Origin of the sequence: Fictibacillus phosphorivorans, from assembly GCF_001629705.1 — a bacterium.
GTDB classification, from domain to species: Bacteria; Bacillota; Bacilli; order Bacillales; family Fictibacillaceae; genus Fictibacillus; species Fictibacillus phosphorivorans_A.
This window is the reverse complement of sequence record NZ_CP015378.1, coordinates 3,617,493-3,634,794: the sequence shown is the minus strand read 5'-3', so window position 1 is coordinate 3,634,794 and position 17,302 is coordinate 3,617,493. Positions and strand designations below refer to the sequence as shown.

The 17,302-nt window shown below is 43.1% G+C and carries 10 protein-coding genes; 9 read left to right on the top strand and 1 reads right to left on the bottom strand.

Annotation, left to right across the window (positions count from 1 at the left end):
* Nucleotides 1-5: 5 nt before the first annotated feature.
* Nucleotides 6-1,070 carry a hypothetical protein gene (locus tag ABE65_RS18510; RefSeq protein ID WP_066398225.1) on the bottom strand — a complete coding sequence of 355 codons (1,065 nt, stop codon included), beginning with the start codon at nt 1,068-1,070 and terminating at the stop codon, nt 6-8.
* Nucleotides 1,071-2,025: 955 nt separating this feature from the next.
* Here ABE65_RS18510 and ABE65_RS18500 point away from each other — a divergent pair.
* The 9 genes from ABE65_RS18500 (at nt 2,026) to ABE65_RS18460 (ending at nt 16,914) form a co-directional block, all read left to right on the top strand.
* Nucleotides 2,026-4,416 carry a beta-galactosidase gene (locus ABE65_RS18500; protein ID WP_066398222.1) on the top strand — a complete coding sequence of 797 codons (2,391 nt, stop codon included), beginning with the start codon at nt 2,026-2,028 and terminating at the stop codon, nt 4,414-4,416.
* Nucleotides 4,417-4,661: 245 nt separating this feature from the next.
* Entirely contained in the window at nt 4,662-6,026 is a 1,365-nt protein-coding gene (locus tag ABE65_RS18495; protein ID WP_066398220.1) for an ABC transporter substrate-binding protein, read from the top strand.
* A gap of 31 nt (nt 6,027-6,057) precedes the next feature.
* A complete protein-coding gene (locus ABE65_RS18490) occupies nt 6,058-9,018 on the top strand; it encodes an extracellular solute-binding protein (protein WP_066398218.1) in 2,961 nt (986 codons plus the stop codon).
* Complete coding sequence (locus tag ABE65_RS18485; RefSeq protein ID WP_082861496.1) at nt 8,999-9,895, top strand: carbohydrate ABC transporter permease; 897 nt, start codon at nt 8,999-9,001, stop codon at nt 9,893-9,895. The genes ABE65_RS18490 and ABE65_RS18485 overlap by 20 nt, the downstream gene beginning before the upstream one ends.
* Before the next feature lie 19 nt (nt 9,896-9,914).
* Nucleotides 9,915-10,793, top strand: coding sequence for a carbohydrate ABC transporter permease (locus tag ABE65_RS18480; protein ID WP_066398208.1), 879 nt, complete (start codon nt 9,915-9,917; stop codon nt 10,791-10,793).
* A gap of 20 nt (nt 10,794-10,813) precedes the next feature.
* Entirely contained in the window at nt 10,814-12,829 is a 2,016-nt protein-coding gene (locus ABE65_RS18475; RefSeq protein ID WP_066398203.1) for a YIP1 family protein, read from the top strand.
* Nucleotides 12,822-15,107 carry a DUF5696 domain-containing protein gene (locus tag ABE65_RS18470; protein WP_066398201.1) on the top strand — a complete coding sequence of 762 codons (2,286 nt, stop codon included), beginning with the start codon at nt 12,822-12,824 and terminating at the stop codon, nt 15,105-15,107. Before ABE65_RS18475 ends, ABE65_RS18470 begins: the two co-directional genes overlap by 8 nt.
* A complete protein-coding gene (locus tag ABE65_RS18465; RefSeq protein ID WP_066398199.1) occupies nt 15,088-15,948 on the top strand; it encodes a carbohydrate ABC transporter permease in 861 nt (286 codons plus the stop codon). The genes ABE65_RS18470 and ABE65_RS18465 overlap by 20 nt, the downstream gene beginning before the upstream one ends.
* Before the next feature lie 15 nt (nt 15,949-15,963).
* Nucleotides 15,964-16,914 carry a carbohydrate ABC transporter permease gene (locus ABE65_RS18460; protein WP_231887826.1) on the top strand — a complete coding sequence of 317 codons (951 nt, stop codon included), beginning with the start codon at nt 15,964-15,966 and terminating at the stop codon, nt 16,912-16,914.
* Nucleotides 16,915-17,302: the final 388 nt, after the last annotated feature.

Here is a 17,302-nt window from a genome sequence, read left to right as displayed (position 1 = left end):
TTTTTCTATCTCTGTTTACTCTTATGAGGTAAACAGCTGGCAAACGATAATAAAAGAATCATGGCTTCCGAAATCGTAATAAATAGAGTGAAGTATTTTTGAGCATCGTCAGCCCAGGATCCTTGGTTTAGTAAAAGGAACCCAATCAACCCAAACAACACTAGATTCGCTTTCCAGAAGAATGAAAATCCTCGCTTCAAGGAAAAGGTTTCTACCTTTCTTGAAGCTGTAGCACTTTGTTTTTTACGTGTGCTTTTAGATTTAGACACTTTTACAACATCTGAAGCGAAAAACTCATCAAGGGTGTCTTCTATTTTTAAAAAGTAATCAGTGATAGATACAGGCACAAAGTAAACGGTATTATCGTGGATCTGTTCATAATCTACGTGCCAGATCATTTGATTTCCTGGCAAAGATAGAGCGACTTGGTCCCATTTGTCCTCTCCGATTTTGTGATTGCAGTTATTAAAGCTAATACGGTTAAACGCTTTATTATTTTTCTTAAACGAAGTGATAAATTCTCGTAGCGAGTCATTTTCCGTTTCGTTATTTAGTATATTTTCTATTACTTCACTTTTCAGTTTATGTAACGCATCGTACACTTTGTCTGAAACTTGAATGGGTTGAAGCTGCTCATCGTTAAAATTTGCTGATGAGTCCAGGTCATAGAAACTCATCATTTCTTTTGAAAGACTTCTAGTATGATCAAGATATGTAAAAGTGTGCGTTTCATTTATAATATGCTGCTTCAGATATTGATTACGGTTTATTTGATGAATAAATAGCTCTTGTTTATTTCGGGTGAAATGTACATTTTTTGTAGATGTTCCTAGAGCTTGGATGAGATCCTCAAGATTCTGTGAAAGCTTTGTTTTTCTTCGAGCATTCCATAATCCCTTTTCTCGTAATGACTGCTCAGCTTGTTCTGTAAAAACAGTAATATCTTCTTTGTTTTTACTTACTAATTCCTCTTTAAGAATGAGATGACGGGCAATGTTTTCATATTGACATGATACTAAAGCAACTGCTAGTTCTTTAGAGGTTAGTATCATTTTTTCTGAATCGTTCATGGGCAGTTCTCCTTGTAATAACCTGATAATTTAAACTCTGTTGACCAAAGCAAACAAAATTGCCATTTCGTTTTATTCTCGCTATCCATTAAAAATAATCAATATAATCAACCAGTTGAAAAGAATAAGAAAAAAGAAAAGAAGAGCCAATAATTTGTTTATCAATAGAGGCAATCGAGTTAAGGTTAATTGAACACTATGGTTCAGACCGAAAAAAGCAAATGTAGTGTATTTGTTTAAACATGAGAAAAACCTATTTTTATCTGTCGAGGTATTATGTTTATAAAGTTCGATGATGAAGCGCTGAACAAAAATAGATAAAAAGGCATAGATGGCGTTAGTCAATAATAATAACATGATGATTGTTGTTGGAAAGGGGACGTCAATTCCTACAAAAATAAGTGAAAATAACGAAATAAATAGAATGGTTAGAATGATACTGAGTAAATTGGCAGGCATAATGATTCCTTTCCTTAATTATGGAATAAGATATTACTAGAATAGCACAACAGATTCAAACTATATTAAAATTACGAAATCCTTAGACATGATTTGTTTAACGCATCTTCTCCGATTCTGTAATCAAGTCTTTGCCCATATCCACAAGTTTCTCTAGACCAATAGATACCTAATAACCTCAGTAACTTCTCCAACTACTAAACGTAATACTGCCACTAAACCGATGAACTTCACTTATAGCGCGTCACAATTTTTAGAAAATTATATTGTAACCGTTTACAAGTTGGATTATAATATTGAAAAGTGAAACGTTTCTATTGGTAAATTGAGGATTTTGAGTATCGAACGACAATTCAAACGTTTATATTTACTGAAAATCCTATTTTTTTGCACTATATCGAAACGTTTCGAGTAGCTATACCCACATGCATCGACCATATGATTTAATCCATTTTTACTCCAGTACCCCGGTTTTCTCCGGATGAAGAGGTGATTTATGAAGAACATAGCAATAAAAGATGAAAAGGTGATCGTGGACGGTCAGGAGGTCTTCTTGTTCGGAGGAGAACTTCATTACTTCCGAATCCCTAAGCAAGACTGGCGCGAGCGCATACAGCAAGTAAAAGAAGCGGGAGCGAACATGATCAGCACGTACGTGCCGTGGATTTTTCACGAGTATGAGGAAGGAGTTACGGATCTTACCGGAACCTCTCGCCCAGAACGTGATCTACATACGTTTCTGCAACTCGTAAAGGACGAGGGGATGTTCTGCTTAGTCCGTCCGGGACCATATGTGATGGCAGAAATCGTGGATCATGGTGTTCCAACATGGTTCATCGATAACTATCCGGAAGCAGTAGGGAAAACGAGCGTAGGTGAAATTCATCCAACCCGAGTCGTAAGTTACAGCCATCCAACATTCTTAGAAAAAACAGAGCTTTGGTATGAAAAAGTTTGTGCCGTTATTAAGCCATTTCTCGTTACAAACGGCGGCACGGTTATCCTTTTTCAGCTCGATAACGAAGTAGGGATGTTCCACTGGGTGACGAACCAGCCGGATTACAATGCTTCGACACTGCAAGAATTCCAACAGCATCTTACAACCAATTACAATGAACAATCGTTTCAAGAAACTTTCCGCATCCCATTTGGTGATATCCAGTCATTCGCGGAGAACATGACAAAAAAGCCTGAAGCGATTTACGCTCACGCTCTACGAAATGAGTTCGGACTTTTTTTACGACAGCACTACAAGCGTTTCATCGAGCATCTGAAACAGTCAGCAGAAGAAAAAGGTATCGACGTTCCGTTCGTCGTAAACATTCATGGCTTTCATGGAATCGATATCTTAAAGCGCGGAACGATGTATCCAATCGGCATTTCGCAGCTGCTCGAGACCGCTAAAATCGAAAACACACTCATGGCGGGTGATTATTACATCGGTAACATCGAGTATGACAGCTATGTGGATATCGTTTTAGCGAACGCCTTTACAAAAGCGATCCAATGGAAAGAGCAGCCGCTTTTCTCAGCAGAGTTTCAAGGTGGAAGCATTCATGATAAACCGAAACTCCAGCCAACAACGTTTGATCTGACAACGAGGTTATGTATCGCGGACGGGATGAACGGCGTGAACTATTACATGTTCGGTGCGGGTGAGAACTATGAAAACATCGGTTTGTTCGGCAGACGTCACGATTGGCAAGCACCACTTACAAAGTCAGGTCAGAAGAATCCGCACTATCCGGTGATTCAGCATATCGGAAAGATGCTACAAACCTTTGAAAACTCACTTCTGCAAACGAAGCCAGTCGTTGATACGCATCTCGGTTTTTATCCGGATTATTACATGACGGAGTTTCATGATGAGCATACGAAAGACATGGTCGACCACATTCAGCGTGATCGTGAAACCTTTATGGCGAACGGTATCGCAAAGGCGCTTCGCGTGAACAACATCATCTATGATGCGATTAACGTGCAGGATGATGATGAGATCGATCCAAACAAAGTTTCTTCGCTCTGGATGTTTTCCACAGAGTGGATGGATGAAAACATTCAGCGAAAACTGGTCTTGTATCTAGAAAACGGTGGAAAGCTGATTCTTTTCCCAACAATTCCGACGAAAACGCTGAAAAACGTACCGTGTACGATTTTGAAAGACTACATCAACGTAAACGTAAAAGAAACAAAGCATCGCGTGTTCGGTCAGATCGATCAGGCGGACAACGTGTTGATCGATCGAGCTGATATCTATGAGACGACTGATGGCGCGTTCGCGCATATTGAGGACAAGCCGGACCAAGTGATCGCATTTGAAAAACAGCTTGGAAAAGGTCAACTCTATATGTTTGGAGTTGGTATGGATCACGGTTTTCATTATCAAAATGACATCATCGTCGAGCTTGCCAAACGAGCAGGGATACAGAGTCGTTTCACATTAGAAGAAGAGCTGGATATTACCGTTCGATCTTCACCAGAAAAAGGCGACTTCTTCTTCCTTCAAAACTTTGATGAATTTAAGAAGACAACGACGATCGCGTACGACGGAACAACCCTTTTCGGTGGAAAAGAAATCTCAATTCCAATGCGAAGCGGTCTCATGCTACCAGTCAATGTTCCGTTACATGAAGATTTGTTCATCGAATACGGAACGGGTGAAATCTATGAAACGGTACAGCAACAAGAAGAGATCTCACTCACTATAAAAATGATTCAAAGAGAAGAAGAATTCGTCTTCCGTTCCTCCTCCTGGAAACCTGTAGACACGAAAGGAATTTCAATAGAGGAAGTCCAAGAGCACACATTCAAAGTGCTGATCTCAACAACAGAAGACACAGCATCCATCCGGTTTCAACCAGCGTTCGCAAACGCTATTCAACCATAAGTAAGGTTATTTCTAACTGTTGCTGCTGATGCGATTTCATCATTTTCATCATTGTGTAAGTTGATTGCAGTGTAGGGTGCAAGACTCCTGCGGGACAAGCGGTCAGGTGAGACCCTTAAAGGCGCAAAGCGGCAAGGGGCTCACCGCCTGCCCCGCGGAAAGCGAAGTACCCGAAACGGAAATCAACACTTTCAAAAGCAACAGAGCAAAATAGCCCAAAAAATCAAATCGGGAGTTGATAGGTAATGAAGAAAGTATTATCACTATTCATGATCATCGCACTGCTATTTTCAGTAGCAGCTTGTAGCTCAGATGACAAAGCAAGCTCTGACGACAAGAAAGAAAACGTAACGATCTCGTATGCAAGCTGGTCACTTGGTACAGAAAAAGAACAAAACCTTGAGCGCCTAATGATCAAAGCGTTCGAGAAAAAGTATCCGAACATCAAGGTTAAGATCGACGAGTCGATCAACCCAACAGACTGGAACGGAACGCTAGCAGCTGCAGCAAGTGCAGGCAAGATGCCAGACGTTTTTGCTCTACCACAAATTCCATCATCACTATCTAACGACTGGTTGATGGATATCACGAAAATGACAGAGAAAGATAAAGATTTTGCTAACATTCCAGAAGCTGTTCGTGAATCAGCGACTTACAACGATAAAGTGTATGCGGTTCCATTTGCACAGCATTTCTTAGGCTACCTAGTAAACAAAGATCTGTTTAACGAAGCGAACCTTGATTACCCTGAGTTTGGTTTTTCGATTGAAGAGTACACAAAATCTATTAAAGAAGTAACGAACATCAACAAAGGTGTAGCTGGAACGAACCACGCGTTCTCCGTAACAGACTGGTATCCGGCAGCAGCTAACCCAGACATGGGCTGGTATACGGTTAAAGACGGACAATATTCTCTTGATTCAAAAGAGTTCATCGCAGGGGCGAACCTTGCAAAAGAGATCACAACAAACAACTACGCGTACGAGTCACTTCCAGATGACTTGAAAGCTAACTTTAAAGGCGAGAACCCAGAAGAAGTATGGATGAACGGACAAGTTGCTGTGAAATGGGACGGCACTTGGGGAGTTCCTGCTCTTGTAGAAAAAGGAACGTTCGACTTTGACTTCATCGGTCTTCCTGGTGGAAGAACGGGTGTAACGAACGACTTTGTTGGAATCTCTAAAACAAGTAAGCATGCTGAAGAAGCATTCCTTTTCTCTAAGTGGATGTCATTCGGTAAAGAAGGTTTCATGAAGCGTATGGAAATCGCTGAAAAAGAAGGAAAAGCACTGAACACACTACCAGTTAACGCAGATCCTGAAATTTTAGACGAGTACTTCGCGATCAATGAAGTACCTGGAATCAAAACAGCTTATGACAACTTAGACAACGCGATCGTTGAGCCGGTTAAAACGGTACCTGGCTATGTTGATGCACGTTGGGAAGCACCAACAGGCGTGAAGGTTGGAGAAGAAGCGAACGCGAAAGTGGCTGTGATTTTAGATAACGTGATCAAAGGAAATCTGAAGATCGAAGACTACGCAAAACAGCTTGATCAATTAGCAGACCAAAAAAGCAAAGAAGCAAGTGAGGCTTTAAAAGATAAATAGAAAGCCTGAAGTTTAAGGGGAGGTTGATAGTATGAAGTTTAAAAGATTTCTTTGGTTAGGTTTAGCGCTGTGTCTCATTTTTCCACAAACCTATGCATCAGCTGAAGGCAACAGTAAGGATAATAAGCCTGCCGAACAAGTCGTGGAGGAAAACTATCATACCGTCCTTAACAGTTGGGAGAAGAAAGGGACAGGGGACGCTTCAGAGTTTGAAGCGTCTGTCTCTCCTTCTGATTTTAAGATCAAAGACAAAAAGAACCTTTTGTCAGAATCAGAGAGTAAGGGCTATAACGATCGTGTTTTCTATTGGCATAACCGAGATTCCGTTTCTTATGAAGTAAATGTAGAGGAAGCGGGACTGTATGAGCTAGCATTCGATTATTATCCACTGAGCAACGAGGTTGTTCCAATAGAGGGCGCCATTCAAGTAAACGGTAACTATCCTTTTTATGAGAGCCGAAGAATCGTGTTTCCGGCCGACTGGAAAAACGAAAAAAATACCTTTGAGAAGGATCGGTTCGATAACGACATGATTCCGAAGCAAAAGCGGATCGAGCGTTGGAACACGTTAACAGCAGAAGATGCGAGTCAGCTTCAATCTGAACCGCTTCGTTACGAACTGAAAAAAGGAAGTAATACGATCCAGCTCACGAACCTATCAGGTGAGATGCTGCTAGGAAAAGCATACGTTAAATCACCTAGCAAACTACCAAGCTATAAAGATTATGCCAAGAAACATGAAAACGCAAAATTGGCTAAAACAATGATCACACGTGAAGCTGAGAAGGACTATGAAAAGAACAGCTCATACATACGTCCTTTTGCAGCAGATGATTCATCAGCGATACCGAGCTCTCCAAAGAATCTACTATTAAACACGCTAGGTTCTGAATCATGGAAAGACTCCGGACAGACGGTGAATTGGAACGTTAATGTGAAGAAAGATGGCTTTTATAAGCTGACATTTAAAGTATTGCAGAACAAAGAGACGGGTGGTCCGGTTTTCCGAAAACTGTTGATCGACGGAAAAGTTCCGTTTCAAGAGACTTCACCTGTTACGTTTCCATTCAATAAAAACTGGGATAACGTCACACTAGAAGATGAAGGTGGAAAAGCATATCTGTTTTATCTATCAAAAGGAAAGCATCAGATCGGTCTAGAAGCGGATGCGGCTCCAGTTGAGCCAATTCTTCATACGACGAACAAAGTGATGCGCGAGATGGAAGAGCTGACGCTCGAGATCCGAAAGCTTACAGGGAATCAAACAGATACATCTCGTGGCTGGAAGATCAGTGAGTACATTCCAGGCATCGATAAAAAACTCGCTGGCTGGGCGGATGAGCTTGAGCAAGAACTGAAGTACCTCAGAAAACTCGATAACTCAAAAGAAGATTCAAAAGATATGGTTTCCCTTGAGATGGCGGTTCAAAAGCTAAGAGCACTCAGCAAAAAGCCAGACCAGATTCCAAGCCGACTAACTGAGCTGTCAGAAGGATCGTCTTCAGCTGCGCAATTGCTCGGAAACATGCTCGTAACGTTGCCCGAACAGCCGTTAACGATTGACCGGTTCTACGTACATGGTGATGAAAAAGATGTCCCAGATGCAGAAGCTGGTTTTTGGGAAAAGCTGATCGACTCGATTCAACGCTTCTTCTTATCGTTCTTCTCAGAGAACTACTCAGCAAGTGAAGCGGAAGAAGATACGTTAGAGGTTTGGGTGAACCGACCTCGTCAATATGTTGAGCTTCTACAAAATCTATCTGATCAAAACTTTACGCCAGAAACAGGAATCAAAGTAAAATTCTCGATCATGCCAGAAGAGCAAAAGCTGATTCTCGCGAGTGCGTCGAACAAACAGCCAGACATTGCACTTGGTATCTCTTCGTGGCTACCGTACGAGTTATCCATTCGTGGTGCCGCCGTTGATCTGCATCAGTTCGAGGACTTTGAAAAGTTCAGCAAGCAGTTCTCACCTGGAGCTTTTCTACCGCTTATGATCGGTGATTCGGTCTATGCGATGCCAGAGACGCAAGATTTCTTTGTGCAGTTCTACCGAAAAGATATTCTGCAAGCGCTCGGTCTTCCAGTTCCAGATACGTGGGATGACGTGAAGAGCATCTTACCAGAGCTTCAGCGTTTTGGGATGAACTATTATACACACATCGCTGGTGCAACAGGGTTTAAGCCGTTCCAAGCAACAGCTCCGTTCGTGTATCAGTTTGATGGAGATCTGTACGGAAAAGATGGCATGAAGACGGCGATCGGAACAGAAGAATCATTAAAAGGTATTCAGTTCATGGCAGAACTGAACACGATCTACAGCATGCCGTTACAAGTGCCAAACTTTTATAACCATTTCCGATATTCAACACTTCCGATCGGAACAGCAAACTTTACAACGTACACGCAACTAACAGCAGCAGCTCCAGAGATTGCAGGATGGTGGGATATTGCACCACATCCTGGTGTGAAGAAAGAAGATGGAACGGTGGAGCGCTGGGCAACAGGTTCAGGTCAGTCCGCGATGATCTTCAAAGGAACGAAGAGCAAGGAAGATTCGTGGGAACTTTTAAAATGGTGGCTGTCAGAAGATACGCAGACAGAGTTCGCGACCAATCTTCAGATGCTGTACGGACCAGAGTACATGTGGAACACGTCCAACCTAGAAGCGTTTAAGAACCTTCCGTGGCCAGAACAGCATAAGAAAACGATTCTGAAGCAATGGGAGTATCTATACGAAGTACCGAAGAATCCAGGTTCGTACATGATCGAGCGTGAGCTTTCGAACATCTGGAACCGCATCGTGTTCGACGGTGTGAACCCGAGATCGGCAGTTGACGATTCAGTCGTTGCGATCGACCGGGAGATCAAGCGAAAGATGGAAGAGTTCGGATATGTAAAGGACGGCAAGATGGTCAAGCCGTATCCGATTCCTACGATAGAACAAGTGAAAAGTTGGGCAGGCGATGAGAATGAAAAAGAAACCAAATAAACGAGATTATTCACCGTGGATGTTCCTTGCTCCGTATATCATCTTTTTTACAACGTTTATCATCATACCTGTTGCAGCGGCAATCCTATTGTCATTCACGTATTTTAATGCGATCGAAACACCGACGTTCATCGGTTTGAGTAACTATGTCGGTCTGATCACACAGGATGAAGTGTTCATGCAGAAGATCCTGCCGAACACGTTAACGTTCGCACTAATCGTGGGCCCTGGCGGGTATATCTTATCGTTCATACTCGCTTGGGCGCTCGCTCAAGTACCAAAACGCATGCGAACTGTGCTTGCGCTAATCATCTACTCACCGTCTATGACAGCGGGTGTTGCGATGGCGGTTGTTTGGACGATCATCTTCTCGGGAGATGAAACAGGTTATCTCAATAGCTTGCTTCTAACGATGGGTGTGCTGTTAGAGCCGATCCAATGGCTGCAGTCCCCTGAGTATCTGATGAAGATCATGATCTTTGTAACGCTTTGGGGCTCTATGGGTGTCGGATTCCTCGCTATGTTATCAGGTGTTCTAAACATTAACACCGAGATCTATGAAGCAGGATACATCGACGGCATCAACAACCGTTTTCAAGAGATCATCTATATCACGATTCCGTCCATGAAGCCGCAGATGCTGTTCGGCGCGGTCATGGCAGTCGTTGGAACGTTTCAAGCTGGTGCGATCGGGGTGGCGCTATCCGGTGCCAACCCGACACCGCAATATGCGGGTCAGCTTATGGTCAACCACTTAGAAGATTATGGTTTTATCCGTTACGAGATGGGTTACGCAGCCGCTATCTCGGTCGTGCTGCTCATCGTTGTATATCTGTTCTCGAAAGTAGCCTGGAGGCTGTTTGGAGAGAAAGACTAGCGAAAAAGGAGTGATCAACATGTCAGCCTTTCAAGGGACAAGAATGAACCCGTCAAAGTTTCATAGAAGTCAGTTGAAGTTTCTTGCGTTCTTAATTCCACTGGCTATCTTTATGGCTTTGCCGATCGTCTATATATTCTTTCATGCGTTCAAACCGATCGACGAACTGTTCGCGTATCCACCACGCTTTTTTGTAGAAAACCCAACATTGCAGAACTTTGTAGACCTATTTACAAAGACGAACGATACCGGTGTTCCGATGTCGCGCTTTTTGTTCAACTCTGTTGTGATTACGCTGATCGTTGTTGTTCTCACCGTGATCATCAGCACGATGGCAGGCTACGCGCTATCTAAGAAAAATTTTAGAATGAAAAAAGCCATCTTTGAGATCAACACGTTAGCACTCATGTTCGTACCAGCAGCGGTTATGATTCCGCGTTACCTGTTGATCGACGAACTCGGCTTGATCAATACATTTTTGGTTCACATCCTACCGTTACTCGCGATGCCGATCGGTCTGTTTCTCGTCAAACAGTTCATCGATCAGATACCGGATGAACTGCTCGAAGCAGCGAGGCTTGACGGGGCATCTGATTTTCAGATCTTCGTACGGATCATTATACCTCTCGTCAAACCTGCGATCGCAACCATTGCGATCCTATCGTTCCAGCTCGTTTGGAACAGTGTGGAGAGTTCGTCACTCTATGTGAACGACGAAGGACTGAAGACGTTCTCGTTCTACATGTCGACGTTAACTTCAACGGTTGAAGGAAACAACGTGGCAGGACAAGGACTCGCCGCAGCGGCTTCCTTGATCATGTTCGTACCAAATCTAATCATCTTTATAATTCTGCAGAGCCAGGTGATGAACACGATGGCCCACTCAGGAATCAAGTAAGAAAGTAGGAGGGGGGAGAAATGAAGCGCATTGCCCAATTTGTAGCATTCTTGGTATTCCTGCTTGTTCCGATCTACTCTATCGCTTCTGCTTCTGTCCCTTATCAGACAGAAACGTTATCAGCAGACGGTCAGACTATCGAAACACAGACTGCCTACACGCCGGTCGGCACATTGCTGCCGGACGTTGAGATCACAAACCCGGAAGATATTTTCTCTGATACAAAAGGAAACTTATATATCGCCGATTCTGGTGCCAAAAAGATTCTCGTCGCCGATAAGAACGGAAAATTTGTCCGCGAGATCGGGAAAGGTGTTCTTAAATCACCAACCGGCGTCTATGTGGACGAAAACGAAAAGATCTTTGTAGCGGATTATGAAGAAGAAAAGGTATTCCGCTTTTCACAAGACGGCAAGGTCGAGGAGCAATACGGAAAGCCGGATTCACCGCTTTTTGGTAAAAGCTCTTCTTTTAAACCGCAAAAAGTAGCGGTCGATCGTCGTGGCAGCATCTACGTGATCAGTGAAGGGTCCACGAACGGAATCATTCAGCTTAGTAAAGATGGCGGATTCCTTGGCTATTACGGCGTAAACAGCACAGAAGGATCGTTTGGGACGTTTTTGCAGAAGCTTCTCACTTCAGAGAGCAAAAAAGCAAATATGTTCATGAAGACACCTCCTGCGCCAGATAACATCGCGCTTGATGATCAAGGTCTCGTCTATTCGGTAACAGAAGGAACGACGAACGAAGTGATCAAAAAGCTGAACGTTGCCGGCAAGAATATGCTGTTTCCGGATATCTCTGATGAGAAGTCACTGCAAGATATCGCGGTCGATTACGACGGAAACATGTTTGTCGTTTCGAGCACTGGTGAGATCTATGAATATGACAGCTTCGGAAATCTGCTATTCATCTTTGGTGGAAAAGACGATGGAACAAACCGGCTCGGATTGTTCAAACAGCCGACAGGCATCACGATCGATCCTGATGGCAGACTTTACGTAACAGACAAAGAACGAGGCATGATCCAAGTCTTTGAATCTACTGCTTTTTCGAAACAAGTGCATGAAGGCATCGCGCTTTTTAAAGAAGGCCGTTATGTAGAGAGTCAGAAATACTGGGAAGAAGTGCTGGAGATGAACTCTTCGTTCGGTCTCGCGCATTCTGCCATGGGCTCTGCTTACTACAAACAACAAGACTATGATAAGGCGCTAGAAGAGTACGAGTTTGCAAACGACGTGTACGGTTATTCAGACTCGTTCTGGGAAGTCCGACATGCGTGGATGCAAGAGAACCTGGAAACGGTGTTGTTCGCAATAATCTTCTTCACCATTTTGTATTATATCGTTAAAGTGATCGACAAAAAGAAAGGCATTCTGGATCAGCCGCGCAGAAGTTTCGGCGCGATTAAAAAACAGAGATTGATAGGAGAACTTCTCTTTCTGTTCAAGTTCTTCCGTCATCCGATCGACAGTTTTTATTATTTGAAAAGAAAACAATACGCATCGATCCTATCAGCGACGATTCTGTATGTGATCTTAATCGTCGAGTATATTTACAGCCGCTTCTATACCGGATTTATCTTTAGAACGGTGAGCAACGATGCGAACTTAGTCGGCGAGCTTCTCTTATTGCTCGTACCGCTCGCACTGTTCATTGTGGTGAACTATCTCGTTAGTACGATCAACGATGGTGAAGGAAGATTCAAGGACATCTATATCGGAACGATCTATTCACTCGCTCCGTTCCTCGTGTTCAGTCCGATCCTTACTCTTTTGTCGAACGTGCTGACTTATAATGAATCATTTGTTTATGTGTTCTCGATCCGCATCATCTACGCATGGTGTCTGATCATCCTTTTCATCATGCTTAAAGAGATTCATAACTATACGTTCTCAGACACGATCCGAAACATCTTCGTCACGCTGTTCGGCATGGTGATCATGCTTCTTGTCGTGTTCATCGTGTTCGTGTTGATCGATCAAGTATACGATTTTGTTTATTCCATCATAAAGGAGGCTGTTCTTCGTGTATAAAAAGATAAGTATCGCGCTTCTTACCTTGCTCGTCCCGATCTCTGTATTCGCCGCGCAAGATGATAAGAAAAGTACGGAGCAGCCTCCCGTACCAACAGAAAAGAGTCAAAACGTGATGAAGTATACATCTTCATCGTTTACGAAGCCTGAGAAAGAAGATGCGGCTCCGATCAAACAGAAAAACTCGTTTCAAGGCTTTGAAAAAGCAGCCGAAAACGACAATCTTGCTCTTTATGTGAACGAAGAAACCCTCGCGATCAAGATTGAGAACAAAAAAACGAAATATGTTTGGAACTCTGGGCTCGATAACCCCGATCAGTACCGACTGAACAAAACGTGGGAACAGATGGCTCAATCAGCGATTACCGTTGATTATATGGACCGTCGCGGAAAGGTGAAAACCGAGAGCATCACGACGAACGATTCTAGACCTCGTGTGAAGATGAACGATAAAGGGTTCACGGCCTCTCTTTACATGAACCAGTCGAAGTTAGAATTTGAACTGAACGTGGAGCTTCAAGAAAACGATCTTGTTGTTTCAATTCCTGAGAATGAGATCAAAGAAAACAAATACACGAAGCTCATTTCTATGCGTGTTTATCCGTTTTTAGGTGCGGTTAACAAGAGTGACATCAACGGGTACATGTTCATTCCGGACGGCTCAGGTGCATTGATTCGTTATGAAAAGAACGGAACAAAAGCCGATGCGCCGTTTACGGGATCCATTTATGGTGATGATGAAGCCTTTTTGAAAACGAAAGTGAAGAAGGAAGAAGATGAAAAAGTAACACCGGTTGAAGAGATCAAGATGCCAGTATTCGGAACCGTTCATGGTGTGAAACAGAATGCGTTTCTTGCCGTGATTGAAGAAGGCTATACGCATGGAGACATTTTAGCGTATCCGTCAGGTGTTTCGACCGACTTTAATTGGGTCTCTTCTGAATTTCATTTTAGAAAAGAATATTATCAGCCGACGAGTAAGAACATGAAGGGTCTGAACGTGTATCAAAAAACGAAGAACCCGTTCGGCGTTAAGCTGAGATACATGTTTCTGCAAGAAGATGACGCTGATTATGTAGGTATGGCGAAAGCGTATCAAAACCATCTTTCTGAAACAAAACAGCTAGAAAAGAAAGACGACCAAACTGGCGTCAGACTTGAATTTCTAGGTGGCGAAGTGAAGGAAGGTCTATTGTGGGACTCTGTTCTGCCGATGACGAAGGTGACAGACATTCCGAACATGACATCTGAACTTAAAAAAGACATCGATGATCTGTTTGTCGTCTATAAAGGTTGGTCGGAAGGCGGTCTAACGGGCACGCTGCCTCAGAAGTTTCCGTTTGAAAGTGAGCTCGGAAGCAGTGACGACGTGAAGAACACGATCGACAGTCTTAAAAAAGATAACATTCCGCTCTATTTTTATAGCGATTACACAAAAGCGTATGACGGAGCATCCGGCTATTCTGGTAGCAAAGACATAGCGAAGAAGATCAGTGCCGAGACGATCTCACACAGTGAAGATAAGAAGACATTGTATTATTTATCTCCAGAAAAATCTCTTGCGATCGCAAAAGAAGATGCAAAGGAATTTAAGGAACAAGGCATTTCAAACGTAGCGATCGATACGAGCGGATACACGTTGTTCTCTGACTTTAGCGGTAAAAAATCAAGCGAGCGAAACCAGACAATCAAAACGTATCAAAAACTGTTCGGCACACTAAATAAAGAAGTGGGTAACGTTGCTCTTTATGAGCCGAACACGTATCTGTGGAAGCAAACTGATCGGTATCTCGACATTCCGATGAACGCGTCAAACTATGTGTTTGAAACAGACACGGTGCCGTTTCTTCAGATCGTGTTAAAAGGGTACATGCCTTATTACGCACCGTTCTCGAACTTTCAGTCAGATTCAGAAGATCAGATGCTGCGCATGATCGAGTACGGAGCATATCCATCGTATCTTTTAACAAAAGAAGCATCACACCTGCTTGCTAAAACAGCATCGAGTGACGTTTATACATCGGAATACTCGATCTGGAAAGACAAGATTTTGTATCAATACGAAAATATTAAGAATAGTCTTGGTGAAGTAGAAGGCGAAGAGATCGTCAGCCGTACTGTGCCTCAAACGGGAATTGTAGAAGTAGAGTATTCGAACGGAAAAGTGATCGTCGTCAACTATACGAACGCGACTTATAAGAGTAATGGTACTGAAGTGAAACCTAAGGATTTTGCGGTAACAGAAGGAGGAGAAAGCGATGAAACGACTAGGCAATAACAGAAATCTTACAGGATTGCTGTTTGTTTCACCATGGATCATCGGCTTTCTCGTCTTTACGGCGTTTCCGCTTCTTTACTCGCTCTTTTTAAGCTTTCAGGAAGTAAAGATAACGACGGATGGTATCAAAACGAACTTTGTGAGCTTTGGAAACTATGAATACGCGTTTTCGGTCGATGGAACGTTCGTAGACCGCGTCCTAAAATACCTAGAAGAGATGGTCATCTCGGTTCCGATCATCATCGTCTTTTCATTGATCATTGCTCTATTGTTGAACCAAAAAATCAAGTTCCGCGGATTGTTCCGTACGATTTTCTTTCTGCCCGTTATCATCGCGAGCGGACCGGTGATCAAAGAGCTGATCGATCAAGGAATCACGACAATTCCTTCTATTGAACAGTACGCGATCTATCAGGCGTTAAATGATAACCCGGATGGTTTCTTTAACGGGATCTTATTGTATTTAATAAAAAACCTGATCGTAATCCTGTGGTATTCAGGCGTACAGATCTTAATTTTCTTAGCTGCACTTCAAAAGATGGACAAGCAGATCTTTGAAGCGGCAAAGATTGACGGTGCGAGCAACTGGGAGTTCTTTTGGAAGATCACCCTGCCAAGTCTGACGCCGATGATCATCGTTAACTTGATCTACACGATCGTAACGTATTCGGTATTCTCGCTGAATCCGATCATCGAACATATTCAGAAGAACATGTTTAAAGTAGACACAGGTTATGGCTATGCTTCAGCACTATCTTGGATCTACTTCCTGATCATCGCCGCGGCGCTTGCGATCGCGGTCGGTGTGATGACGGTAAAAAGAAAGAAAAAATACACCTAAGAGGATGTGATCAATGTGCAAACCAAAACACAGCAAGTGAACAAGTATTACTTAAGAACAAAACGCATGTTTTTGGGCATGCAGGGGACGGATGGTCTTCTATATAAGCTCTTGATCTACGGACTCTTGGTGGGGATCGGATTCGTGTATCTCTATCCGCTTCTCTACATGGGTGTGTACAGCTTTAAAAGTTTAGATGATCTGTTGAATCCACTCGTAAACTGGATTCCAACACAGTTTTATACCGGTAACTATGAGCAGGCGAACAAAGTTCTAAACTTTTTCTCAACACTGATGGAAACGTTGTATGTAACCGTTTTGCCTGCGTTGGCGCAAACAGCTGTTGCAGCAGTAGTCGGATACGGACTCGCTCGATTTGAGTTTCGCGGTAAAAAGATCATGTTCGTTCTAGTGCTTGCAACGTTCATCATCCCGCCGCAGGTGACGCTCATCCCAAGATACATCTTCTTTAATGAGCTGAATATCCTCGGCAGTTTGAGTGCGTTCTTGCTTCCGGCAACGTTCGGTCAAGGTTTGAACAGCGCGATCTTTATCCTGATCTTTTATCAGTTTTTTAGAGCCGTGCCAAAAGCATTGGAAGAAGCAGCTCAGCTAGATGGAGCAGGACATTTTCGAATCTTTTTCACGATCGCCTTACCAATGGCATTGCCGGCGATCATCATCTCATTTTTGTTCTCGTTCGTTTGGTATTGGAACGAAACGTATCTGGCGGCGATCTATTTTGGAGATGCGTTAACAACATTACCGCTGCAGCTGCAGAAGTTCGTCGCGACGTATCAGCAGATGTTCCCAGCTGAGATGGGAGTATCGGGTGGGAACCAGTTGAACGAAGGAATCAAGATGGCAGGAACGGTCCTGTCGATTCTTCCATTATTGATCGTGTACTTTATCACGCAGCGCTGGTTTGTTGAAGGTGTGGACCGTTCGGGGATTACTGGGGAGTAAAACGACTGTATTTTTGGATGTTTATTGATGATAAATGAATGAGATTATGTGAGGAAGTCTGTTTTATGGCGTCCGAGCGGATGAAGTATGTGTCGTGAGGGAGTTTCAGGTGGTTGTGAGTAGGTAAATCATGTGCGTAAGAGCTAGTTGTAGGCGGTTCAGATGGTGGGAGTGACTTTTCAGGTGAAACGTGATGTTTTACAGGTGGTCATAGACTTCTTTCAGGTGAAAACTACCCATTTAGCGGTGAAACCGACTCATTTACCGGTGAACGCGTAATAGATTATAAAAACACGTACCGTAAAACCTGACTCTCTTCACTATAAAACCAAATCTAACGGGGCAGCACACGGTAACTAGCTGTCTCGCTTTTCTAATTAAGGTAAAA

What these genes read in the sequence shown, in the direction of transcription:
- ABE65_RS18510 (WP_066398225.1), bottom strand. Translation starts at nt 1,070, where the DNA reads ATGAACGATTCAGAAAAAATGATACTAACCTCTAAAGAACTAGCAGTT.
- ABE65_RS18500 (WP_066398222.1), top strand. Translation starts at nt 2,026, where the DNA reads ATGAAGAACATAGCAATAAAAGATGAAAAGGTGATCGTGGACGGTCAG.
- ABE65_RS18495 (WP_066398220.1), top strand. Translation starts at nt 4,662, where the DNA reads ATGAAGAAAGTATTATCACTATTCATGATCATCGCACTGCTATTTTCA.
- ABE65_RS18490 (WP_066398218.1), top strand. Translation starts at nt 6,058, where the DNA reads ATGAAGTTTAAAAGATTTCTTTGGTTAGGTTTAGCGCTGTGTCTCATT.
- ABE65_RS18485 (WP_082861496.1), top strand. Translation starts at nt 8,999, where the DNA reads ATGAAAAAGAAACCAAATAAACGAGATTATTCACCGTGGATGTTCCTT.
- ABE65_RS18480 (WP_066398208.1), top strand. Translation starts at nt 9,915, where the DNA reads ATGTCAGCCTTTCAAGGGACAAGAATGAACCCGTCAAAGTTTCATAGA.
- ABE65_RS18475 (WP_066398203.1), top strand. Translation starts at nt 10,814, where the DNA reads ATGAAGCGCATTGCCCAATTTGTAGCATTCTTGGTATTCCTGCTTGTT.
- ABE65_RS18465 (WP_066398199.1), top strand. Translation starts at nt 15,088, where the DNA reads ATGAAACGACTAGGCAATAACAGAAATCTTACAGGATTGCTGTTTGTT.